Here is a 23,618-nt window from a genome sequence, read left to right on the forward strand (position 1 = left end):
ATGAGTGAGTCTGTTCAGCGCGATAGCGCGTTGCTGGTGCATTTTACGCTGAAGCTGGAAGATGGCTCGACGGCCGAATCCACGCGCGCCAACGGCAAACCTGCGCTGTTCTGTCTGGGCGATGGCAGCCTTTCAGCCGCGCTGGAACAGCAACTTCTGGGGCGTAAAGTGGGCGACAAGCACGCCTTTACCCTCGAGCCGGAGGATGCCTTCGGCGGCACCAGCCCGGATCTGGTTCAGTACTTTTCGCGTCGTGACTTTAACGACGCGGGCGAGCCGGAAGTCGGTGCCATCATGCTGTTCAGCGGCCGTGGCGGTAGCGAAATGCCGGGCGTGATCCGTGAAGTTTCCGGCGACTCCATCACCGTAGATTTCAACCATCCGCTGGCGGGTCAGCGCATTCAGTTTGATATTGAAGTGCTGGAGATTGATCCGGCGCTGGAGGCCAACGATGCAAATCCTGTTAGCTAACCCACGCGGTTTCTGCGCAGGCGTTGATCGCGCCATCAGCATCGTCGAGCGCGCGCTGGAGATGTACGGCGCGCCCATCTACGTGCGTCATGAAGTGGTGCATAACCGCTACGTGGTGAGCAGCTTGCGCGAACGTGGAGCGATCTTTATTGAGGAGATCGCTGAAGTGCCGGATAACGCCATTCTGATCTTCTCCGCACACGGCGTATCACAAGCGGTTCGCGCCGAAGCCAAAGCGCGTAACCTCACCATGCTGTTTGATGCTACCTGTCCGCTGGTGACCAAAGTGCATATGGAAGTGGCGCGCGCCAGCCGTAAAGGTGTCGAAGCGATTCTCATTGGTCACGCGGGGCATCCGGAAGTGGAAGGCACCATGGGCCAGTACAGCAATCCCAACGGCGGCATGTATCTGGTGGAATCACCGGAAGATGTGTTCAAGCTGAACGTCAAAGATGAGAGCAACCTGTGCTTTATGACGCAGACCACGCTGTCAGTCGATGATACTTCGGACGTGATTGATGCACTGCGTCAGCGCTTCCCGGCGATTATCGGTCCACGTAAAGATGACATCTGCTACGCCACCACCAATCGTCAGGAAGCCGTTCGCGTGCTGGCGCGAGATGCTGAAGTGGTACTGGTAGTGGGATCGAAAAACTCCTCTAACTCGAACCGTCTGGCCGAACTGGCGCAGCGTGCTGGTAAGCTGGCGAAGCTGATCGATTCGGCTGATGACATTCAGGAAGAGTGGGTCAAAGATAAGCAGATCATCGGCGTCACTGCGGGCGCATCTGCTCCAGATATTCTGGTGCAGCAGGTGATTCAGCGTCTGCGTGAGCTCGGCGGTGAAGCGGCGATTGAGCTGATTGGCCGTGAAGAGAACATTGTGTTTGAAGTACCGAAAGAGCTGCGCGTTGACGTGCGTAACGTGCAGTAAGCGGTTCACACCGCAGTAAAATCAGGCCGACATTGTTCGGCCTTTTCTTTGCCTGTCGCAGCCAGAAATCCCACTTCCAGCATGCGGGATTGCTTTTACTGATAATGTTTCGCGGCTGGCATAAAATTCTTATATCCCTTTATTATTGTGGCGTGACTGTTATCTGACCGTTAACCTGTTTACGCTTTACATGCATAGATTTGTATCAGGAATGAATAATTATGAGTGAAATCCGCATTGCTATCGTTGGTGCGCCGGGTCGCATGGGACGCAATTTGATTCAGGCCGCACAGCAGGCGGAAGGTGTTGCGCTCGGCGCGGCACTGGCGCGTAGCGGTTCGTCATTGCTGGGCGTTGATGCTGGCGAACTGGCGGGCATCGGCAAAACGGGCGTGATTGTCTCTGACGATCTGCAAAAGGTGGTTAACGACTTCGATATCCTGATCGATTTCACCCGTCCGGAAGGCACGCTGGAGTATCTGGCGTTTTGTCGCCAGCACAACAAAGCGATGGTGATCGGCACCACCGGTTTTGATGAAGCCGGTAAAGCGGCGATTCGCGCGGCAGCCGAAGAGATTGGCATCGTGTTCGCTGCCAATTTCAGCGTGGGCGTCAATCTGGTGCTGAATCTGCTGCAGCAGGCGGCGAAGGTAATGGGCGACTACGCGGATATTGAAATCGTTGAAGCGCACCATCGTCATAAAGTTGATGCACCATCAGGTACAGCGCTGGCGATGGGCGAGGCGATTGCCGATGCCATGAAGTGGAATCTGGATGAGCACGCGGTATATGCCCGTGAAGGTCATACCGGTGAGCGTAAAGCGCAAACCATCGGATTTGCTACCGTGCGCGCCGGCGATATCGTGGGTGAACATACCGCGATGTTTGCAGATATGGGTGAGCGTGTAGAGATTACCCACAAGGCTTCCAGCCGTATGACCTTTGCAAATGGTGCAGTTAAGGCGGCAAGTTGGTTAAAGAACAAGAAATCTGGCCTTTATGATATGCGTGATGTGCTGGATTTATCGATGTTGTGAGTGTTGTGAACCATCGTGATGTGGTTATTTCAATCGGTAAGGCCTTGATTGACGAGGGCAATGTGATCATTGCCCTTTATTTTATCTGTAAATGGATGCTTTGTTTGTTTTTCACTGCGAAGTGCTTATTTATCGTGATTGGTGAGCGTATATCAGGCTTGCAATGGCTAGTTTTGACCATTTGGTCAAAAATTTATACGCGCCAGCATCAATTTGCCATCATCGCCGTCAGGCAACCGATTATTTTTCCGAGTTATCTCACTCTTTTATCGCCTTTCACCGTTTTTAACATTCAGTTGCCCGAAATATACAAAAAAATAACCACATGTTGTAGACAAGGTGCGGGGCGATCATTAGAATGCGCGCAATTTGCCAAAATTCGAGTACTCAGGCGGGTTTTGCATTGATTCTGCCACTGGTTTTGAATTAATATGCAAATATTGTGACTGTTTATTCCCTGGAGGATGTTTTGATTAAGTCAGCGCTTTTGGTTCTGGAAGACGGAACCCAATTCCACGGTCGGGCCATCGGGGCTACGGGGTCGGCAGTGGGAGAAGTTGTTTTCAACACTTCAATGACCGGTTATCAAGAAATCCTCACTGATCCTTCCTATTCCCGCCAAATCGTTACCCTCACTTATCCCCATATCGGCAATGTTGGCGTTAACGCCGCCGATGAAGAATCCAGCCAAATCCATGCTCAAGGCCTCGTTATTCGCGATCTGCCGCTGATTACCAGCAACTTCCGCAGTGAAGAAAGTCTGTCAGCTTATCTGCAGCGCAATAACATCGTTGGCATCGCCGATATCGACACGCGCAAACTGACCCGTTTGCTGCGCGAGAAAGGCGCACAGAGCGGCTGCATTATTGCGGGCGATAATCCGGATGCCGCACTGGCGCTGCAGAAAGCGCAGGCGTTCCCGGGCTTGAAAGGCATGGACTTGGCGAAAGAAGTGACCACCGCGGAAACCTACGCGTGGCAGCAAGGTAGCTGGACACTGGAAGGTGACCTGCCGGAACAGAAAACGGCGGAAGAGCTGCCGTTCCATGTGGTGGCGTACGATTACGGCGCCAAGCGCAACATCCTGCGCATGCTGGTGGATCGCGGCTGCCGCCTGACGGTAGTACCGGCGCAAACCCCGGCGGAAGAGGTTCTGGCACTTAATCCAGACGGTATTTTCCTGTCGAACGGTCCTGGCGACCCGGAACCGTGCGACTACGCGATTAACGCCATTCAGGCGTTCCTGAAAACCGATGTTCCGGTATTCGGTATCTGCCTTGGCCATCAGCTGTTAGCGCTGGCTAGCGGTGCCAAAACCATCAAGATGAAACTCGGCCACCACGGCGGCAACCATCCGGTGAAAGATCTCGACAACAATACCGTGATGATCACCGCGCAGAACCACGGTTTTGCGGTGGATGACAGCCAGTTGCCGGCCAATCTGCGCGTGACGCATGTGTCGCTGTTCGACCAAACCGTGCAGGGCATTCATCGCACTGACAAACCGGCCTTCAGCTTCCAGGGACACCCGGAAGCGAGCCCAGGCCCGCACGATGCGGCGCCACTGTTCGATCACTTTATCGAACTGATCGAAGCATACCGTTCTAACGCGAAGTAATCAGGAGCCCACGATGCCAAAACGTACAGACATAAAATCCATCCTGATTCTTGGTGCTGGCCCGATCGTTATCGGCCAGGCATGTGAATTTGACTACTCCGGTGCGCAGGCGTGTAAAGCGCTGCGCGAAGAGGGCTACCGCGTCATTCTGGTTAACTCGAACCCGGCAACCATTATGACCGACCCGGAAATGGCTGATGCGACTTACATCGAGCCGATTCACTGGGAAGTGGTACGCAAGATTATCGAAAAAGAGCGTCCGGATGCGGTGCTGCCAACCATGGGTGGTCAGACAGCGCTGAACTGTGCGCTGGAGCTGGAGCGTCAGGGCGTGCTGGCTGAGTTCGGCGTCACCATGATTGGTGCAACTGCCGATGCCATTGATAAAGCCGAAGACCGTCGTCGCTTCGACGTGGCGATGAAGAGCATTGGTCTGGGCACCGCACGTTCCGGTATCGCGCACACCATGGAAGAAGCGCTGGCGGTGGCCGAAGACGTTGGCTTCCCGTGCATCATTCGCCCTTCCTTTACCATGGGCGGCACCGGCGGCGGTATCGCTTATAACCGTGAAGAGTTCGAAGAGATTTGCGAACGCGGTCTCGACTTGTCGCCAACCAATGAGCTGCTGATTGATGAGTCGCTGATTGGCTGGAAAGAGTACGAGATGGAAGTGGTGCGTGATAAAAACGACAACTGCATCATCGTCTGCTCGATCGAAAACTTCGATGCGATGGGTATTCACACCGGTGACTCCATCACCGTAGCGCCGGCGCAAACCCTGACTGACAAAGAATACCAAATCATGCGTAACGCCTCGCTGGCGGTGCTGCGTGAAATCGGTGTCGAAACTGGCGGTTCGAACGTCCAGTTCTCGGTGAACCCGAAAGATGGCCGCATGATCGTCATCGAAATGAACCCGCGCGTATCGCGTTCGTCAGCGCTGGCTTCGAAAGCGACCGGCTTCCCGATTGCCAAAGTGGCGGCGAAACTGGCGGTGGGCTTCACCCTCGATGAGCTGATGAACGACATTACCGGCGGCTTAACGCCAGCGTCGTTCGAACCTTCAATCGACTACGTCGTTACCAAGATTCCTCGCTTCAACTTCGAGAAGTTCGCCGGTGCCAACGATCGTCTGACAACGCAGATGAAATCAGTAGGCGAAGTGATGGCGATTGGCCGTACCTTCCAGGAATCGATGCAGAAAGCGCTGCGCGGTCTGGAAGTCGGTGCCAACGGTTTCGATCCGAAAGTCAGCCTTGACGATCCCGAAGCGTTAACGCGCATTCGTCGCGAACTGAAAGATGCTGGTTCTGACCGTATCTGGTACATCGCTGATGCATTCCGTGCAGGTATGTCGGTTGATGGCGTGTTCAACCTCACCAACATCGATCGCTGGTTCCTGGTGCAGATTGAAGAGCTTGTGCGTCTGGAAGAGCAGCTTGAGCGCGAAGGTGTGAACTCGCTGAACGCGGAATTCCTGCGTGCGCTGAAGCGTAAAGGTTTTGCTGATGTACGTCTGGCCGCGCTGGCGGGTGTTTCTGAAGGCGAAATCCGTAAGCTGCGTCAGCAATTTAACCTGCATCCGGTTTATAAACGCGTTGATACCTGCGCGGCTGAATTCGCCACCGACACCGCTTATATGTACTCAACCTACGAGGATGAGTGCGAAGCCAATCCAAACCAGGATCGTGAAAAAATCATGATTCTGGGTGGTGGTCCAAACCGTATCGGCCAGGGCATCGAGTTTGATTACTGCTGCGTGCATGCGGCGCTGGCGCTGCGTGAAGACGGTTATGAGACCATCATGGTCAACTGTAACCCGGAAACCGTATCAACCGATTACGACACTTCGGATCGCCTCTACTTCGAGCCGGTCACGCTGGAAGACGTGCTGGAAATCGTACGTATCGAGAAGCCGAAAGGCGTCATCGTACAGTACGGCGGCCAGACGCCGCTGAAACTGGCGCGCGCGCTGGAAGCGGCTGGCGTTCCGGTGATTGGTACCAGCCCGGACTCGATTGACCGTGCAGAAGACCGTGAGCGTTTCCAGCAGGCGGTTGATCGCCTGAGCCTGAAGCAACCGGCTAACGCCACCGTTGCCACGCTGGAGCAGGCCGTTGAGAAAGCGGCTGGCATTGGTTATCCGCTGGTGGTGCGTCCTTCTTATGTGCTGGGCGGCCGCGCGATGGAAATCGTTTACGACGAAATCGACCTGAAACGTTACTTCCAGACGGCGGTATCGGTCTCTAACGATGCGCCAGTGCTGCTGGATCGCTTCCTCGACGATGCGGTTGAAGTGGATGTTGATGCGATTTGCGACGGCGAACGCGTGCTGATTGGCGGCATCATGGAGCACATCGAACAAGCGGGCGTGCACTCTGGTGACTCGGCATGTTCACTGCCGGCCTATACGCTGAGTACTGAAATCCAGAACGTGATGCGTCAACAGGTGGAAAAGCTGGCCTTCGAGCTGAACGTACGTGGCCTGATGAACGTGCAGTTCGCGGTGAAGGACAATGAGGTTTACCTGATTGAGGTGAACCCACGCGCCGCGCGTACCGTGCCGTTCGTGTCGAAAGCCACTGGCGTGGCGCTGGCGAAGGTTGCCGCGCGCGTGATGGCCGGTAAAACGCTGGCTGAGCAGGGCGTCACCAAAGAAGTGATTCCACCGTATTACTCGGTGAAAGAAGTGGTGTTGCCGTTCAACAAATTCCCAGGCGTTGACCCAATCCTCGGCCCAGAAATGCGCTCAACCGGTGAAGTGATGGGCGTAGGTCGCACCTTCGCTGAAGCCTTCGCCAAAGCGATGCTGGGCGCGCAGAGCAATATGAAGAAAACCGGTCGCGCGTTGCTGTCAGTGCGTGAAGGCGATAAGAAACGTATCGTCGACCTGGCGGCAAAACTGCAGAAGTTTGGTTTCGAGCTGGATGCGACACACGGTACCGCAGTGGTGCTGGGTGAAGCGGGCATCAATCCACGTCTGGTGAACAAGGTGCATGAAGGTCGTCCGCACATTCAGGACCGTCTGAAGAACGGCGAATATACCTACATCGTCAACACCACTGCAGGACGTCAGGCAATTGAAGACTCCAAGCTGATTCGTCGTAGCGCGCTGCAGTACAAAGTGCATTACGACACCACGCTCAACGGCGGCTTTGCCACGGCGATGGCACTGAACGCGGATCCGACTGAGCAAGTGATTTCGGTGCAGGAAATGCACGCGCAAATTAAAGGCTGATTTCTAACTGGCGACAAACTAACGGCTCCTGCGGGAGCCGTTTTTTTTGCCCTTTATCTGCAGCTGAATATCCTTATCTGTAAAAATCCTATTGATTTGACATATGTTTTATCAGTTGATGCGGAAAGGCTTACACCTCGGAATATCCGCACAAATTTATAAATAAGATCCCAGTCAGCGCACCGTACTATTTCGCTCGCTCATCAATAGAGCGCTCACCTTAACTGGGATATAAAAAATGCAAATGCGTGCTTTCACTCTCAGCGCTATTGCTGCGTTACTCGCAGCGGCGCCACTCGCCAGCCAGGCGGAAATTACTTTACTCAAGCAGGATCCACAGGCGGGCGATCCGCTGAGCCGTCTCGACTTCAAAGTGGGCGGCAGTATTCGTCCGCAGTACCTGCATCAGAATGGCGTCAACGACAAGTCTTACAAACGTAATGGCTATGACGGCGGATCACGTTTCCGTTTCACCGCCAATTATTACCTGTTTGACGATGTTAGCTGGGTGGGTTACTACGAGCTGGGCGTAAACTTCCCAGCCTGGTGGGGTTGGGACAATCATCATGCGGATGGTGCGAACAACACCTCGCGTCGCCAACTCTATACCGGCTTCAAAAGCGCCACCCTGGGTGAACTCTACTTTGGACAGCAGAACAGCGTTTACTACGATGTAGTGGGTGCGAAAACCGATATCTGGGATTACGACATGCTGGCCCAGGCGCCGGGCAACGGTATTAATGGCGACTACGACGGCTCTTACCGTTCGCGCAAAATGCTGAAGTACAAAAACACCTTCGGCGATGCGGACGTGTATGCGTCTTATCTGTTTGAAGATAACGAATTCCTGCCAGGCAATGGCCTGCGCTATAAGCGTAAAGGCGGCGGTTCGCTAGGCGTGAACTACCACATCACCAAAGATTTGGCATGGGGCACCGCGTGGAACTACACCCGCGCCGATATCCGCAATCCCAACAATGGCGACAGCAAACGCTATGACCAGAATATCTACGGTACCGCGCTCAGCTGGACACCGGATAACTGGACGCTGTCAGCCGGTGCCGGTTGGTATGAGAACTTCTCACCAACCAAACGCAACACCGTTAACAACTACTTCGCGGATGACGCGTGGGGCATCGAATACTTTGCTGGCTACAAATTCCCAATTGGTCAGTATGCGGTGAAATCCATCCAGCCTTACTTCATGGGCGACCGTCTGGAGTTCGTCAACGGACGTGACTACAAACGTATCGATAACGGCGTTGGCGTGAGTGCACAGCTGGATTACGGCTTCCGTGTCGATTACGAATATGTCATCACCTCCAGCACAGACAAGTCACTGGGCAACGTGAACCTGGTGCGTCTGCGCTACGATTTCTAAAGCGTCTCAACGGCTCCTGCGGGAGCCGTTTTCTTTTGTCGCACAGAGTGCGCTTTTCTTTACACTGCGATACCGATAATGCGACGTTTCGCGCGGAGTTGTGCCGCCTCGTCAGCAATTTCTGGCTCCTCGCCCCGCTATTGCCGGGAAAGCCGGTGTAAAACTCTGTCCAATAACAAAAGTGCGGTGGCATCGGAGCTTTACGCAAATAGCGGGGTCGGCCTATCGACGAAAGTTTCGCCTTTACGTATGATGGCGCCAATTTTTTCCAGTAGGTCTTTTAACATGATTAGTCTGATCGCGGCACTGGCAGCGGACCGCATTATTGGTATGGAAAACGCCATGCCATGGAACCTGCCAGCAGATTTGGCGTGGTTCAAACGTAATACCTTGAATAAGCCGGTGATTATGGGTCGTCTGACCTTTGAATCGATTGGCCGTCCGCTTCCTGGCCGCTTAAACATTGTGGTCAGCAGCCAGCCGGGCAATCACGAAGGCGTTACCTGGGTGACATCGCTGGAAGAGGCGGTAAAAGCGGCAGGTGATGTTGAAGAAATGATGGTGATTGGTGGTGGACGCGTTTACGAGCAGATGCTGGCTCGCGCGGATCGTCTTTATCTGACTCATATCGATGCGGAAGTGGAAGGGGATACGCAGTTCCCGGATTACGAGCCGGACGAGTGGCAGTCAACCTTCAGCGAATTCCACGATGCCGATGAGCAGAACTCGCACAGCTACTGCTTCGAGATCCTCGATCGCCGCACGTAGGGTTGCTATTTACCGCGACCAATAAAAAACCCCGCTTCAGCGGGGTTTTTTATTTACGGCGTATCACTTAACGGCGGATGCGCACTCACCGCGCTCTCGGCCATCGCCTGCTCTCGATTGGATGCCTGCACGTAATATTGTTTGGTTTCCCAATGCAGCAGCGTCAATGTTCCGCCCCAGCAGCAGCCAGTATCCAGCCCAATCACATGTTCCGGCGTGCCTTTACCTTCCAGCGATGCCCAGTGACCAAAGATCTGCGTATAGTCGCTGTCGATTTTGCCCGGTACGTTAAACCACGGCTTAAGCGGTGGCGGAGCCGATTCTGGCGACTCTTTGCAGATCATATCCAGCTGGCCATTCGGGAAGCAGAAGCGCATGCGCGTCAGCGCATTGGTGCTAAAGCGCAGTCGTGCCAGGCCGCTCAGCTCCGGCGTCCAGTTGTTTGGCATGTCGCCGTACATCGCATCAAGAAACAGCGGATAGCTGTCGCTGGAAAGCACCGCTTCCACTTCACGCGCGCACAGCTGCGCTGTCTCCAGATCCCACTGTGGCGTAATGCCTGCATGCGCCATCAACAGTTTCTTCTCTTCATCCACCTGCAACAGCGGCTGACGACGTAACCAGTTGATCAACTCATCGGCATCATCGGCTTCCAGCAGCGGCGTCAGGCGATCTTTCGGTTTATTGCGGCTGATACCGGCAAATACCGCCAGCAAATGCAGGTCGTGATTACCCAGCACCAGACGCACGCAATCACCCAGCGATTTCACATAGCGCAGCACATCGAGCGAGCCGGGGCCACGCGCCACCAAATCGCCGGTAAGCCACAAGGTGTCCTGCTGCGGATCGAAATCAACCTGCGCTAATAGCGCACGAAGCTCGTCATAACAGCCATGAACATCGCCAATCAGGTATGTACTCATTGTCAGTCCGATTAAAACGCGCCGCCCGGACGGGCCGGGCGGAAGGGATTAGTGAATGTGGGTTTGCACCGCGAGTCGGAACACCGGAATCTCGACGTGGAACTCTTCGCCCGCATCATCGACCATCACATAGTGACCTTGCATGGTGCCCATCGGCGTCTCCAGAATCGCGCCGCTGGTGTACTGATACTCGCCGCCGGCCGCAATGTGCGGCTGTTCGCCGACCACGCCTTCACCTTGCACTTCAGTCTCGCGACCGTTGCCGTTAGTGATCAGCCAATAGCGGCTGCGCAGCTGTACGTTGCTGCGCCCTAAATTGCGAATGGTGACGGTGTAGGCAAACACGTAACGATCCTCATCGGGCAAGGATTGCGATTCCACATACTGACTATGCACATGGATACAGACGCGGGCCAGTTCACTCATGCACTCAACTCTCCGGAGTTTCAGCCTGATGCTTGCTCAACCAGTTTGCCAGTTGGCAATATTGCGCCACAGAGACGTTCTCTGCACGCAGCGAGGCATCGATTTCTAATTGATCCAGCGCACCAGCCGCAAACATATGAGCCAGGCTGTTGCGCAGCGTTTTACGGCGTTTACCAAAGGCTTCGGTGGTAATGCGGCTCAGCAGACGAATATCGCTAACCGGATGCTGCGGTTGCATATACGGCACTAAACGCACCACGGCCGATTCCACTTTCGGTGCCGGCGTGAACGATTCTGGTGGTACTTCGAGCACAGGAATCACCTGGCAATAGTACTGCGCCATCACGCTCAAACGACCGTAAGCTTTGCTGCCCGGACCGGCGACTAAACGATTCACCACTTCTTTCTGCAGCATGAAGTGCATATCTTTAATCGAACCAGTATAGCTGAAAAGGTGGAACATCAGCGGCGTCGAGATGTTGTACGGCAGGTTGCCGAACACGCGCAGCGGCTGGCCTTTCTCTTGCGCCAGCGCAGAGAAATCAAAGGTCATCGCATCCTGCTGGAAAATGGTCAGCTTTGGACCGAGGAACGGGTGCGTTTGCAGACGCGCGGCAAGGTCGCGGTCCAGCTCGACTACGGTCAACTCATCCAGACGTTCGCCTACCGGCTCAGTTAATGCGCCAAGGCCGGGGCCGATTTCCACGATAGCTTCACCTTTTTGCGGGTGAATGGCGGAGACAATGCTATCGATAATGTACTGATCGTTCAGGAAGTTCTGCCCGAAACGTTTACGGGCGTAATGCCCCTGATGGACGCGATTATTCATTACTGCTCTTGATCATAGTGATGGCGAGATTAAGCGCCGTGATAAAGCTGCCCGGTTCTGCCTGGCCGAGACCGGCTAATTCAAGCGCGGTGCCGTGATCGACAGAAGTCCGGATAAAGGGCAGGCCAAGTGTGATATTCACCGCGCGGCCAAACCCCTGAAATTTTAGCACCGGTAAGCCCTGGTCGTGATACATCGCCAGAACCGCATCGGCATGTTGCAGGTATTTCGGCTGGAACAGCGTATCGGCTGGCAGAGGTCCGGTGAGCTGGATGCCTTGCTGGCGCAGTTCGTTGAGAGCCGGAATGATGGTATCAATCTCTTCGCGGCCCATATGGCCGCTTTCGCCGGCGTGCGGATTGAGGCCGCAGACGAAGATATGGGGATTGGGTAAACCAAATTTCTGCTGCAGATCACGATGTAAAATGGTGATAACTTCATGCAGCGTGTCGCGGGTAATCGCGGCAGAAACATCTTTCAGCGGCAGATGCGTGGTGGCCAATGCTACGCGCAACTCTTCCGTTGCCAGCATCATCACTACTAAATCGCCACCGGCGCGATCGGCAAAAAACTCAGTATGACCGGTAAACGGAATGCCGGCATCATTGATCACGCCTTTATGCACCGGACCGGTAATCAGCGCGGCAAATTCGCCGTTCAGACAGCCGTCACAGGCGCGCGCCAGCGTTTCCAGTACATAGTGGCTGTTCGCAACGTTGAGTTCACCTGCAGTCACCGGTTTAGCGGTATCGACCTGCAGCAGCGTTAGCGTGCCGGCCTGCTGCGGTTGTGCTACTGCAGGTTGATAATCACGCAGCGTCAGCGGCAAACCCAATAAAGCAGCGCGACGGCGCAAAAGCTCGCCGTCGCCGCAGACCACCAATTCAACTGGCCAGTTTTGCTGCGCCAGTTGAACGGTGAGGTCGGGACCAATCCCGGCGGGTTCGCCGGGCGTGATCACCACACGATAATTACTGACCATTGTTATCGAGAATCTTCACGTAAGCACTGGCGCGCTGTTCCTGCATCCAGGTTTGCGCTTCTTCCGCGAATTTACGATTAAACAGCATGCGATAGGCGCGCTCTTTCTGCGCGGCGTCGGTCTTATCAACCTGGCGCGTATCCATCAACTGAATCAAGTGCCAGCCAAAGGAAGAGTGAACCGGCTGGCTAACCTGGCCTTTCTGTAGCTTCAGCAAGGCATCGCGGAATGCCGGATCGTAAATCTCCGGAGATGCCCAGCCAAGATCGCCACCCTGGTTCGCCGAACCCGGATCGTCTGAGAACTCTTTGGCCGCTGCTGCGAAAGTGGTTTTACCACTTTTAATGTCGGCCGCGATCTGTTCGATCTTCGCCTGCGCCTGCGCGTCAGTCAGGATCGGTGACGGCTTCAGCAGAATGTGACGCGCATGCACTTCCGTTACAGAGATGCTTTTGCTTTCGCCGCGCAGGTCGTTCACCTTCAGGATGTGGAAGCCGACACCTGAACGGATTGGACCGACGATATCGCCTTTCTTCGCGGTGCTCAGCGCCTGCGAGAACAGCGTTGGCAACTCTTCGATTTTGCCCCAGCCCATGTTGCCGCCTTTCAGCGCCTGCGGATCGGCCGAGTAAGTTACTGCCAGCTTGCCGAAATCGGCGCCGCCTTTCAGCTGAGCAACCAGTTGGCGAGCCAGCGTTTCCTGGTCGTCAACCTGCTGCTGCGTCGGGTTTTCTGACAGCGGCAGCAAAATCTGGCTGATATTCAGTTCAGTACCTTGCGTGTTCTGCGCGCCGACCTGCGAAGCCAACGTATCCACTTCCTGCGGCAGGATAGTGACGCGGCGACGCACTTCGTTGTTACGCACCTCGGCAATCGTCATCTCTTTACGGATCTGTGCACGGTAGACGTTGTAGTTCATACCGTCGTAGGCCAAACGGCTACGCAGCTGGTCGAGGCTCATGCGGTTTTGTGCGGCAATGTTCTGAATCGCCTGATCCAGTTGCTGATCGTTAATCTGCACGCCCGCTCTTTCACCCATTTGCAGAATGATGGCATCCATGACCTGGCGTTCAAGGATTTGATGACGCAAGGTTTTGTCATCCGGGAGTTGCTGGTTTGCCTGCTGCGCCTGTGATTTCACGGTGCGCATCATGTTATCAACGTCACTTTCCAGTACCACGCCGTTGTTCACGACAGCGGCAACTTTATCAACCACTTGTGGGGCTGCGAACGCAGTGTTAGCGGTAATCGCTACACCAAGAATCAGCATTCTCCAGTTCTTCATACTTTATCCATTGTTGTTTCCGCACTGCGGGAGAGCCTGTCAAACATCACAACATCAGAAAGCGCGCTGGTAAGGAATGATGCCCTGACGCAGCATTTCATTAGTGCCTAAGCCATAGTTGGAACTCAGACCACGCAGCTCAATGTTGAATGAGATTTGGTTGTCATACTTACTGTCGTTGTTTTCCCAACCGTTGATCTTGCGTTCGTAACCCAGACGAATGGCATAGCAGCAGGAGCTGTACTGCAGGCCGACCAGCTGTTCAGCCGGGCGACTGTTGCGAGTATCGTAGTAATAACCGCCCACCAGTGACCAGGCGTCCGCAATCGGCCAGCTGGCAGTGCCGCCCACTTGTGAAATCCCGTTTTTGTAGATCGGGTTAGTCACCAGGCTTGAGTTGTTCAGCGCCTGCGCCACGTATTCCGGGCTGCTGTAGCGATAGCTCAGCTGCACCATACGATCGGCATCCTGACGATACTCAAGCACGGCATTACCTTGCGCGACGTTATCAAGGCGGGTGTCATACTGCAGACCGCCACGCGCCCCCCAGCGATCGCTGATTTTCCAGTAAGTGTCACCGGCCCAAACCAGGCTGCCAGTGTCATCTTCTTTGTTCGTCTGGTTTACACCGGTACGAGACGGGGTAAACGAGTAGATTTGACCCACAGAAACGTTAAAACGTTCAACCAGATCGTTATCATAAATACGCGTGGTCACGCCAGTCGCCACTTCGTTAGCCGAAGCGATACGATCCAGACCGCTGTAGGTACGATCGCGGAACAGGCCAGTATAGTCAGTTTGCAGCAGCGTAGAGTCGTACGGATAGATATCGCTCTGGTTACGATATGGGACATAAAGGTACTGAACACGCGGTTCCAGCGTTTGCGTGTAGCCTTGTTGCCAATCCATATCACGGTCAAAGACCAGGCGACCGTCCACTTTAAATTGTGGCAGGGTGCGGTTAACTGAATTTCTCAGTTGGTTGTCGCCAGTTCTATTAACCGATGTGTTGTAGTAATCAACATCATCTTGCTGATAATGGGTCGCCAGGAATTTTGCTTCGGTATCCAGGCTTGCCCAACCATTAGACAGGGGGAGATCGAGCGTTGGCTCAACATGCAAACGCGTTGCTTCCGGCATGCGGCTATCAACGTTGGTGAATTTCACTGCCTGGGCAAAAATACGTCCATCAAACGGCCCCATATCGTTCTGATAGAAGTTCAGATCGAGTTGTGGCATCGCACGATAGATGTTTCTGTTGCTGGTACTTCCGAAGACTTGGAAATCTTTCGTTGAAAGCGTTGCATCCCAATTGGTGTCGGCGTACCCCAGACTGAATTTTTGTGTCGCATAGCCATCGGTGGAGCTGTAGTACTTCGAGTCGAGATCGTTGAAGTAATACGGGTCGCTTACCTTGGTATAATCGGCGCTGAAACGCCAATGCTGTTCATATACACCTGCATGACGCCAGTAAAATAACCAGCGGTCATCACTGGAATCATTCGATACCAAAGGACGCGCGCTTTTATCTTTGTTGTATTGCTTATCTGAGGGGAGATAATCCAACTCCATCAAGCCCGCACCAAACACCGTTAAATAGCGGAATTCGTTCTGCAACTGCAGACCACGCTTTTCCATATAGTGCGGCGTGATAGTGGCATCGGCCTGCGGCGCGATGTTCCAGTAATACGGCAGCATGAATTCGAAGCCATTATTACTGCCGTATTTCGCATTCGGGATCAGGAAGCCCGAGCGGCGACGATCGCCAATCGGTAACTGAAGATAAGGGCTGTAGAATACCGGCACATTGCCGAGCTTAAAGCGGGCGTTCCAGATTTCTGCGACTTCTTCTTCGCGGTCCTGAATCACTTCGGAGCCGACCACGCTCCAGCTGTTGGACCCCGGCAAACAGGAGGTAAAGCTGCCGTTTTCCAGAATCGTGTAGCGATTATTACCGCGCAGCTTCATCTGATCGGCATCGCCGCGGCCCTGGCGGCCAACCATCTGATAATCACCGTTCCACACGTTAGTGTCTTTGGTGTTCAGATTTGACCAGGCTTTGGGACCTTTAAGGATGACCTGATTGTCGTCATAGTGCACATTACCCAGCGCATCCACGGTACGGACCGGCGTCGTTTGGCCATCTTGCTGACGCTGATGTAACTGCATTTCGTCGGCGCGCAGGCGGCTGTTGCCCTGCTGCACGTCGACATTACCGGTGAACACCGCATCATTCGGATAGTTGCCTTTAGCCGAATCAGAATGGATGGTGACCGGCAGCGAGTTGGCGTCGCCATTGACCAGCGGGCGGTTGTAACTCGGCACGCCCAGCATGCACTGCGACATCAGATCGTCGGCGAGTGATGACTGGCTATAAAGCGCTGCACCAATCATGGTAGCCAGCAAGGTAGGTATACGTTTTTTCATACGCGGTTTCGATAATTCCATGAAAACTGGCATCATGCCGACAATCCGGTCAGAGACTAACTTACTGCCCGGCGTTGCGCCAGTGTTAATCCTTGTCTGTCCGCGTTGCCGTTAGGCGCTGAGATAAATGACAGGTATGATAATGCAATTTTCAGCCGCAAGCATGGCGAATTGAGGAGTTTATGCGCTACTGGGGAAAAGTAATTGGTCTGGCGCTCGGGATATTTTCCGGGGCAGGCTTTTGGGGCATTGTACTGGGTCTGATCATTGGTCACATGTTTGACAAAGTGCGCAGCGTAAAAGGACAGGGCTACTTCGCCAATAACCAGGCGCGCCAAACGCTGTTTTTCAGTACCACCTTCCAGGTGATGGGCCATTTGACCAAGTCAAAAGGGCGCGTCACCGAAGCGGATATCCAGATTGCTTCCTTATTTATGGATCGTATGCAGCTGCATGGCGATGCACGCACTGCTGCGCAACGTGCGTTCCGTGAAGGCAAGCAGAGCGACTATCCGCTGCGTAGTAAATTGCGCGAACTGCGCAGCGCCTGCTTTGGCCGATTTGATCTGATTCGGATGTTTCTGGAAATCCAAATCCAGGCCGCCTTTGCCGATGGTTCACTGCATCCCAACGAACGTCAGGTGTTGTATGTGATCGCCGAAGAGCTCGGCATTTCACGCGCGCAGTTCGATCAATTCCTGCGCATGATGGAAGGCGGTCAGCAATTTGGCGGCGGCGGTTCTTCACGTGGCGGCGCCTATCAGCAGGCGCAACGCGGTCCAACGCTGGAAGATGCCTGCAGCGTGTTGGGCGTGAAAAGCAGCGATGATGGTACCACCATCAAGCGCGCATACCGCAAGTTGATGAGCGAGCATCACCCTGACAAGCTGGTAGCGAAAGGTTTACCGCCGGAGATGATGGAGATGGCGAAGCAAAAAGCGCAGGAGATTCAGGCGGCTTACGATTTGATTCGTAAGGAGAAGGGGTTTAAGTAATTTTATTGTTGTCCCCCATCCCGGCCTTCCCCCGTAAACGGGGGAAGGAGATGCTGCCACATGTAGTTCCAACACTGATATATTGCAGCATCTTCCTCCCCCATTTATGGGGGAGGACCGAGGAGGGGGACAGCAAGCTACATCACTAAAATTCCGCCGGCTGCCTGAACGTCATGCTGTTGCCAAACGCCGGATGTGTGATCGTCAGCGACTCCGCATGCAGCTGCAAACGCGGCGCCATCGCCAGCGCCACTTCATGCGCATAAAAGCGGTCGCCAAGAATCGGATGCCCCAGCGCCAGCAGATGCACGCGCAGCTGGTGTGAACGTCCGGTAATGGGCTTGAGCTTGACGCGCGCACTGTTCGTCGCTTCATACTCCAGCACCTGATACTCGGTTTGCGCCGCTTTGCCGTTCTCAAAACACACCATCTGCTTAGGCCGATTCGGCCAGTCGCAAATCAGCGGCAGATCGATTAAACCCTCTTCTGCCGCTGGATGGCCCCACACGCGGGCCACATAGTATTTAGAGGGCTCGCGTTCACGGAACTGGCGCTTGAGCTCACGCTCAGCCGCTTTATTCAGGGCCACGACGATCACGCCGCTGGTGGCCATATCAAGACGATGCACCGATTCCGCCTGCGGGAAATCACGCTGGATACGCGTCATCACGCTATCCTTGTGCTCCTCCAGACGGCCCGGCACCGACAGCAACCCGCTCGGTTTATTCACCACCATAATGTGCTCGTCCTGATACAGAATATGCAGCCAGGGTTCGAGCGGCGGGTTGTAAGCTTCCATCAGCATGAGGTCGCGGTCCTGAACATTATTGGTGCGTGACAACGATCAGGCGCAGCGCATCAAGACGCCAGCCGGCATCGCCCAGGCTTTCCAATACCTGTTCGCGATTGCTTTCCAGCGCTTCAACCTCATCATCACGGATGTTGGGGTTAACCGCGCGCAGCGCTTCGAGACGTGACAGCTCAGCGCCGAGCTTCTCTTCGGCTTCCACTTTCGCTGCTGCGATAATCGCCTGCGCTTCTGGCACGATCGCTTTCTCCGCCTGGGTCAGAATCTCATGCACATCTTGCTGCACTGCATTCACCAGCTTGCTGCCGGTATGGCGATTCACCGCATTCAGCTGACGGTTAAAGCTTTCGAACTCCACTTTGCCCGCCAGATTATTACCCGCACGATCCATCAGCAAACGCACCGGCGTTGGCGGCAGGAAGCGGGTGAGCTGCAGGCTTTTTGGCGCTTGCGCTTCAACCACATAGATCATCTCGACCAGCAGCGTACCGACCGGCAGCGCCTTGTTCTTCAGCAGCGACAGCGCACAGCTGCCGGTATCGCCCGAAAGAATCAGGTCAAGACCGTTGAGGATCAGCGGATGTTCCCAGGTAATAAACTGAGTATCTTCGCGCGACAGCGCCTGGTTGCGGTTAAAGGTCACGGTGCAACCCTCTTCCGGCAGGCCAGGGAAATCAGGCACCAGCATGTGATCGGATGGTGTCAACACGATCAGGCTATCGCTGCGGTCTTCCTGATTGATACCGACGATATCGAACAGGTTCAGTGCAAAGTTAACCAGATCGGTATCGTTGTCCTGCTCGCCGATGGCATTCGCCAGCTCCTGAGCCGCATCTCCGCCATTGGAGTTCAGTTCCAGCAGGCGATCGCGGCCCTGTTCCAACTGTGATTTCAGCGCATCGTGCTGCTTGCGGCTTTCGCTGACGAACTCATCAAGTCCCTGCGGATTTTCCGGCGCGGCAAGATATTCAATCAGCTGATTGTACTCTTTGTCATAAATGGCGCGGCCGGTTGGGCAGGTGTGTTCAAACGCGTCCAGCCCTTCGTGATACCAACGCAGCAGCACCGCCTGCGCGGTTTTTTCCAGCCACGGCACCAGAATCTGGATGTCATGCATTTGTCCGATACGATCGAGACGGCCAATACGCTGCTCCAGCAGATCCGGATTGAACGGCAGGTCGAACATCACCAAACGGCTGGCGAACTGGAAATTACGGCCTTCAGAACCGATTTCGGAACACAGTAACACCTGCGCGCCATCCTCTTCGGAGGCGAAGAAGGCCGCTGCGCGGTCGCGTTCGATAATCGACAAACCTTCGTGGAACACGGCGGCGCGGATGCCTTCGCGCTCACGTAAGACCTGTTCCAGCTGCAGCGCGGTCGCCGCTTTGGCGCAGATCACCAGCACCTTCTCTTTGCGGTTGCTGGTGAGGTAACCCATCAGCCACTCAACGCGCGGATCAAAGTTCCACCACGTGCCGCTATCGCCTTCAAATTCCTGATAAATCTGCTCGGGATACAGCATGTCACGCGCGCGCTCTTCTGCGCTTTTGCGTGTGCCCATGATGCCGGAGACTTTAATCGCGGTTTGATACTGCGCGGGCAGCGGCAGACGAATCTGGTGCAGCTCCCGTTTCGGGAAGCCTTTCACGCCGTTACGGGTGTTACGGAACAGCACGCGGCTGGTGCCGTGGCGATCCATCAGCATTGAGACCAGCTCTTTACGCGCGTCTTCTTTGCCATCGCGATCGCTGTTCGCCACCTGCAGCAGCGGCTCGATATCCTGTTCACCGATCAGATCGTTGATCAGATTCATCTCGTCTTTGCTAATGGCGTGATCGGCCAGCAGCGAGCTCACCGCATCGGCCACCGGACGATAATGTTGCTGCTCTTCGACAAACTGGCCGAAATCGTGGAAACGGTTCGGGTCAAGCAGGCGCAGACGCGCAAAGTGGCTCTCTAAGCCCAGTTGCTCTGGCGTTGCAGTCAGCAGCAGTACGCCCGCAGTTTTCTCTGCCAGCTGCTCGATAACCTGATATTCACGGCTCGGTGCGTCTTCGCTCCATGCCAGATGGTGCGCTTCATCGACCACCAGCAGATCCCACTCGGCATCGGCCAGCAGTTCAAGACGCTGCTTGTTACGGCGCACAAAATCGAGCGAACAGATAATCAGCTGCTCGGTTTCAAAGGCGTTGTCGCTGTCGTGCTGCGCTTCGGTGTAGCGATCGTCATCAAACAGCGCAAAGCGCAGGTTGAAGCGACGCAGCATTTCCACCAGCCACTGATGTTGCAGCGTTTCCGGCACCACAATCAGCACGCGCTCGGCACGACCGGCCAACAGCTGTTGCTGGATGATCATCCCGGCTTCAATGGTTTTACCCAAGCCCACTTCATCCGCCAGCAATACGCGCGGCGCGTGACGACGGCCAACATCGTGGGCGATATGCAGCTGATGCGGAATCAGGTTGGTGCGCATACCGCGCAGGCCGCTGATCGGCAGGCGGTATTGCTCGCTGTGATATTTACGTGCGCGGAAACGCAGCGCAAAGCGGTCCATGCGGTCGAGCTGACCGGCGAACAGGCGATCCTGCGGCTTGCTGAACACCAGCTTGCTGTCCAGCATCACTTCGCGCATGACGACGCCGGTTTCTTCGGTGTCGAGACGCGTGCCGATGTAAGTCATTAAATCGTTTTCGTTGCGGACTTCATCGACGCACATCTGCCAGCCTTCGTAGCTGGTGATGGTGTCACCCGGATTGAAAATCACACGAGTAACCGGAGAATCATTTCGGGCATACAGGCGGTTTTCGCCGGTTGCCGGAAAAAGCATGGTGATCATGCGCGTATCGATCGCGACCACCGTGCCCAATCCCAGTTCACTTTCCGTATCACTAATCCAGCGCTGACCCAGTGTAAAAACCATATATTTTTTGCTCGACTCTCTGACATGCCATAAAGAAGTTCACCTGTACTCAGGCAATACCCAACCGCCAAACGGGTGTTTGGTCAGATTGTGTGTGCGGTGAGAATCAGGAAGGGCGCTATGGTACTGGATGGCAAGGCATTCGTCACCTGTCAAAAAAGCCCCAGCTGCCCAGTAATCAGTGTAGCAAAGTCATCACCGACGAAGGGTAAAATGCCGTCAGCCACTGGCTGCAGCTGTTTGGTGACGTAATGATCGTAGTCGAGGGGCGTATTCCGCGCCTCAAGCGGTTCTGGGCCGGCCGTTGCCATCACATAGCGAATTGAGCCGCCATTTTGATACTGCAACGGGCGCTGCAGCTTGCGGTTGTGCTCATCGGCGAGGCGCGCAGCGCGCACGTGTGGCGGCACATTGCGTTCATAATCTTTCAGCGCACGGCGCAGGCGTTTTTTATACACCAGCTGATCGTCGAGTTCACCGGCCAGCAGCTGCGCCACCGTTTCGCGAATGTAATCCTGCCATGGCTCGCCACGGAAAATGCGGCCATAGAGAGTTTGCTGGAACTGCTGCGCCAGCGGCGTCCAGTCGGTGCGCACCGATTCGAGGCCTTTAAATACCAGCCGCTCGCCGCTATCGCTGCGAATCATGCCGGCATAACGCTTTTTGCTGCCCTGTTCGGCACCGCGAATGGTGGGCATCAGAAAACGGCTGAAGTGGGTTTCATACTCCAGCTCCAGCGCGCTATCCAGCCCATAAGTCGATTGCAGATGCTGCTGCCACCAGCCATTAACCTGTTCAGCCAGGTGACGACCAATCGCCGTCGCCTCCGCTTCACTGCGCGCGCCTTTCAGCCAGACGAAGGTGGAATCGGTATCGCCGTAAATCACATCAAAGCCTTCCGCTTCAATCAGTTCGCGTGTTTGCTGCATGATAGCGTGGCCGCGCAGAGTAATGGATGACGCGAGGCGCGGATCGAAGAAGCGGCAGGCGCTGGTACCAAGCACGCCATAAAAAGCATTCATGATGATTTTCAGCGCCTGCGACAGCGGTTTATTGTTGTCGCGCTTGGCAGCTTCACGGCCTTGCCAAATCTGTTCCACAATCGCCGGTAAGCAGTGCGTTTGGCGGGAGAAGCGCGCGTTGCGGAAGCCGGGCACGGAATCGGCGTCATCCGGATGCGCCAACCCTTCCACCAGCCCAACGGGATCGATGAGGAAGGTGCGAATGATTGAGGGATAGAGGCTTTTGTAATCCAGCACCAGCACCGAATCGTACAGGCCGGGCCGGGAATCCATCACGTAGCCGCCGGGGCTGGCTTCCGGCGCCACTTCGCCGAGATTCGGCGCCACGAAACCGGCGCGATGCATACGCGGGATGTAGAGATGGCCGAAGGCCGCCACCGAACCGCCGTGACGATCCACCGCTAAACCGTTCACCGTGGCGCGTTCCAGCAGGAACGGCATGATGGCCGTGTGCTGGAAAATGCGCGTCACCAGCTCGCAATCCTTGAGGTTATATTTCGCCAGCGCCGGCTTATCGTTGGCAAAGCGCCAGTTGATCTCCTCCATGCGATCCCACGGATTGTCGATGGCTTTGCCTTCGCCCAGCAGCTGGCGCGACACCGCTTCCAGGCTAAAAGAGGGGAAATCCCAGAAGGCGGATTTGAGCGCGTCGATGCCATCAATAATCAAGCGGCCCGTCGCCTGTGCGAAGAATACGCCGGGTTTGAAGCCGTGCTCGCGCCACTCCAGCGCCTGCTTGTGACGTCCTAAACGCAGCGGAATGCCGTAGCGATCGGCGTGTTTCTGCAATACGCGCAAGTCGAACTGCACCACGTTCCAGCCGATAATCACATCCGGTTCATGCCGCTTAAACCACGCGTTGAGCTGCTCAAGCAGCTGCGGGCGGCTATCAACATAAATCAGCTCAAAATCGAGCGTGCTGGCATCGCCATTGGGCGGGCCAAGCATGTAAACCTGGCGCTGACCGCAGCCTTCCAGCCCGATACAGTAGAGTTCGCCATGCTGCGTGGTTTCGATATCCAGCGATACCCATTTCAGCTGCGGACGGTAATCAGGATGCGGCTTCAGGCGCGCGTTGACCACGCTGTCGCCGCGCGTTTCACCGCTAAACCACACCGGCGCGGTGATAAAGCGCTCCATCAAATAGCGTTCGGGTGGACGAATATCCGCTTCATACACCGGAATACCGTTTTCACGCAGGCGCTTTTCCAGATTTTGCAGCTGGCGATTGCTGCGACAATAGAGGCCAAACACCGGGCGGCGGCGGAAATCCTTCAGCGCCAGCGTTTGCAGGCGTGTGTGTCGCTCATCGCGGATCAGCGCTTCGGTTTGCGTGCGAAACTCCTCGGGAACAAACGCCACGGATTCCTGAGCAGGCAGCACCAGCCGCTGCGGGCCGCTGTCGGTTGCCAGCCATAGCACCACTTCGCTGCCGGTCGGCGTATCTCGCCAATGTCGGGTAAGCAGAAAACCTGCGCGCGGATCGGTCACGTTAACTCCAGAGAATGAATTGCATGAAGTATAACATGGATGTTTATACAGTGTCCCGCA

At 55.1% G+C, this 23,618-nt stretch carries 18 protein-coding genes; 9 read left to right on the forward strand and 9 right to left on the reverse strand.

Annotation, left to right across the window (positions count from 1 at the left end):
- From fkpB to folA, 8 genes are all read left to right on the forward strand, one after another.
- The gene (gene fkpB / locus NQH49_RS03325; protein WP_008108656.1) at window positions 1-471 is read left to right on the forward strand and encodes an FKBP-type peptidyl-prolyl cis-trans isomerase; all 471 of its coding nucleotides are present in this window, start codon (window positions 1-3) and stop codon (window positions 469-471) included.
- The gene (gene ispH / locus NQH49_RS03330) at window positions 452-1,405 is read left to right on the forward strand and encodes a 4-hydroxy-3-methylbut-2-enyl diphosphate reductase (protein WP_008108655.1); all 954 of its coding nucleotides are present in this window, start codon (window positions 452-454) and stop codon (window positions 1,403-1,405) included. Before fkpB ends, ispH begins: the two co-directional genes overlap by 20 nt.
- Window positions 1,406-1,626: 221 nt before the next feature.
- Window positions 1,627-2,442, forward strand: coding sequence for a 4-hydroxy-tetrahydrodipicolinate reductase (gene dapB, locus NQH49_RS03335; protein ID WP_256695573.1), 816 nt, complete (start codon window positions 1,627-1,629; stop codon window positions 2,440-2,442).
- Window positions 2,439-2,849 (forward strand): hypothetical protein, encoded by a 411-nt coding sequence (locus NQH49_RS03340; protein WP_256695574.1) that lies wholly within the window; start codon window positions 2,439-2,441, stop codon window positions 2,847-2,849. The genes dapB and NQH49_RS03340 overlap by 4 nt, the downstream gene beginning before the upstream one ends.
- A gap of 62 nt (window positions 2,850-2,911) precedes the next feature.
- Window positions 2,912-4,060 carry a glutamine-hydrolyzing carbamoyl-phosphate synthase small subunit gene (gene carA, locus NQH49_RS03345; protein ID WP_256695575.1) on the forward strand — a complete coding sequence of 383 codons (1,149 nt, stop codon included), beginning with the start codon at window positions 2,912-2,914 and terminating at the stop codon, window positions 4,058-4,060.
- 13 nt (window positions 4,061-4,073) lie between these two features.
- The gene (carB, locus tag NQH49_RS03350) at window positions 4,074-7,298 is read left to right on the forward strand and encodes a carbamoyl-phosphate synthase large subunit (RefSeq protein ID WP_256695576.1); all 3,225 of its coding nucleotides are present in this window, start codon (window positions 4,074-4,076) and stop codon (window positions 7,296-7,298) included.
- A 238-nt stretch (window positions 7,299-7,536) separates the two neighbouring features.
- On the forward strand, window positions 7,537-8,679 hold the full coding sequence (locus tag NQH49_RS03355) for a porin (protein ID WP_008108651.1): 1,143 nt from the start codon (window positions 7,537-7,539) through the stop codon (window positions 8,677-8,679).
- A 285-nt stretch (window positions 8,680-8,964) separates the two neighbouring features.
- Window positions 8,965-9,447 (forward strand): type 3 dihydrofolate reductase, encoded by a 483-nt coding sequence (gene folA, locus NQH49_RS03360; protein WP_137385137.1) that lies wholly within the window; start codon window positions 8,965-8,967, stop codon window positions 9,445-9,447.
- Between the two features lie 53 nt (window positions 9,448-9,500).
- On the opposite strand, the gene apaH is transcribed toward folA, so the two are convergent.
- The 6 genes from apaH to lptD are packed head-to-tail and all read right to left on the reverse strand — an operon-like array spanning window position 9,501 to window position 16,319.
- Entirely contained in the window at window positions 9,501-10,370 is an 870-nt protein-coding gene (gene apaH / locus NQH49_RS03365; RefSeq protein ID WP_154154257.1) for a bis(5'-nucleosyl)-tetraphosphatase (symmetrical) ApaH, read from the reverse strand.
- A 48-nt stretch (window positions 10,371-10,418) separates the two neighbouring features.
- Window positions 10,419-10,796 (reverse strand): Co2+/Mg2+ efflux facilitator ApaG/CorD, encoded by a 378-nt coding sequence (gene apaG, locus NQH49_RS03370; protein WP_256695577.1) that lies wholly within the window; start codon window positions 10,794-10,796, stop codon window positions 10,419-10,421.
- A 4-nt stretch (window positions 10,797-10,800) separates the two neighbouring features.
- Window positions 10,801-11,625 (reverse strand): 16S rRNA (adenine(1518)-N(6)/adenine(1519)-N(6))-dimethyltransferase RsmA, encoded by an 825-nt coding sequence (gene rsmA, locus NQH49_RS03375; RefSeq protein WP_061718142.1) that lies wholly within the window; start codon window positions 11,623-11,625, stop codon window positions 10,801-10,803.
- The gene (pdxA, locus tag NQH49_RS03380; protein ID WP_256695578.1) at window positions 11,618-12,607 is read right to left on the reverse strand and encodes a 4-hydroxythreonine-4-phosphate dehydrogenase PdxA; all 990 of its coding nucleotides are present in this window, start codon (window positions 12,605-12,607) and stop codon (window positions 11,618-11,620) included. Before pdxA ends, rsmA begins: the two co-directional genes overlap by 8 nt.
- Window positions 12,597-13,892 (reverse strand): peptidylprolyl isomerase SurA, encoded by a 1,296-nt coding sequence (gene surA / locus NQH49_RS03385; RefSeq protein ID WP_256695579.1) that lies wholly within the window; start codon window positions 13,890-13,892, stop codon window positions 12,597-12,599. Before surA ends, pdxA begins: the two co-directional genes overlap by 11 nt.
- Before the next feature lie 54 nt (window positions 13,893-13,946).
- Complete coding sequence (lptD, locus tag NQH49_RS03390; RefSeq protein ID WP_256695580.1) at window positions 13,947-16,319, reverse strand: LPS assembly protein LptD; 2,373 nt, start codon at window positions 16,317-16,319, stop codon at window positions 13,947-13,949.
- A gap of 182 nt (window positions 16,320-16,501) precedes the next feature.
- Here lptD and djlA point away from each other — a divergent pair, with 182 nt between their 5' ends.
- Window positions 16,502-17,314 (forward strand): co-chaperone DjlA, encoded by an 813-nt coding sequence (gene djlA, locus NQH49_RS03395; RefSeq protein WP_061718138.1) that lies wholly within the window; start codon window positions 16,502-16,504, stop codon window positions 17,312-17,314.
- 145 nt (window positions 17,315-17,459) lie between these two features.
- Here the strand turns inward: djlA and rluA are convergent, their stop codons facing one another.
- The 3 genes from rluA to polB form a co-directional block, all read right to left on the reverse strand.
- The gene (gene rluA, locus NQH49_RS03400; RefSeq protein ID WP_256695582.1) at window positions 17,460-18,119 is read right to left on the reverse strand and encodes a bifunctional tRNA pseudouridine(32) synthase/23S rRNA pseudouridine(746) synthase RluA; all 660 of its coding nucleotides are present in this window, start codon (window positions 18,117-18,119) and stop codon (window positions 17,460-17,462) included.
- 19 nt (window positions 18,120-18,138) lie between these two features.
- On the reverse strand, window positions 18,139-21,045 hold the full coding sequence (gene rapA / locus NQH49_RS03405) for an RNA polymerase-associated protein RapA (RefSeq protein WP_154154243.1): 2,907 nt from the start codon (window positions 21,043-21,045) through the stop codon (window positions 18,139-18,141).
- A 152-nt stretch (window positions 21,046-21,197) separates the two neighbouring features.
- Window positions 21,198-23,558, reverse strand: a complete 2,361-nt coding sequence (gene polB, locus NQH49_RS03410; RefSeq protein WP_256695583.1) for a DNA polymerase II — start codon at window positions 23,556-23,558, stop codon at window positions 21,198-21,200.
- Window positions 23,559-23,618: the final 60 nt, after the last annotated feature.

Origin of the sequence: Pantoea trifolii (assembly GCF_024506435.1) — a bacterium.
Lineage (GTDB): Bacteria > Pseudomonadota > Gammaproteobacteria > Enterobacterales > Enterobacteriaceae > Pantoea > Pantoea trifolii.